The organism is Pseudomonas sp. SIMBA_067 (genome assembly GCF_046534675.1).
Lineage (GTDB): Bacteria > Pseudomonadota > Gammaproteobacteria > Pseudomonadales > Pseudomonadaceae > Aquipseudomonas > Aquipseudomonas putida.
Window position 1 is genome coordinate 1 of record NZ_JAWRYH010000852.1, and the last position, 255, is coordinate 255.

1 protein-coding gene is annotated in these 255 nt (G+C 58.4%); it reads right to left on the bottom strand.

Annotated elements, in window-relative coordinates:
* Positions 1 to 37: 37 nt before the first annotated feature.
* A partial coding sequence (locus tag SB765_RS31610) for a type VI secretion system contractile sheath small subunit (RefSeq protein WP_410932752.1) occupies positions 38 to 255 on the bottom strand: 218 nt, incomplete at its 5' end.

Sequence of the window (255 nt, forward strand, 5' to 3'; positions counted from 1 at the left end):
GTGCTGTTTTGCTTTGGCATGGGTTCGCTCCGTTGTCTCAGTCTTCTTTTGGCGCCTCAAGCACCAGGTCCAGTTCTTTGGCGAGCTGCTTGCGGGTTTGCTCATTGCTCAACAGGTGTTGCAGTTGCTTGCGGAATGTCGGCACGTTGCCCAGCGGGCCCTTCAGGGCGACCAGCGCCTCGCGCAGCTCCAACAGTTTGTTCAGTTCGGGTACCTGTCGAGCGATCTGGTCCGGCCCGAAGTCATGGATGGACT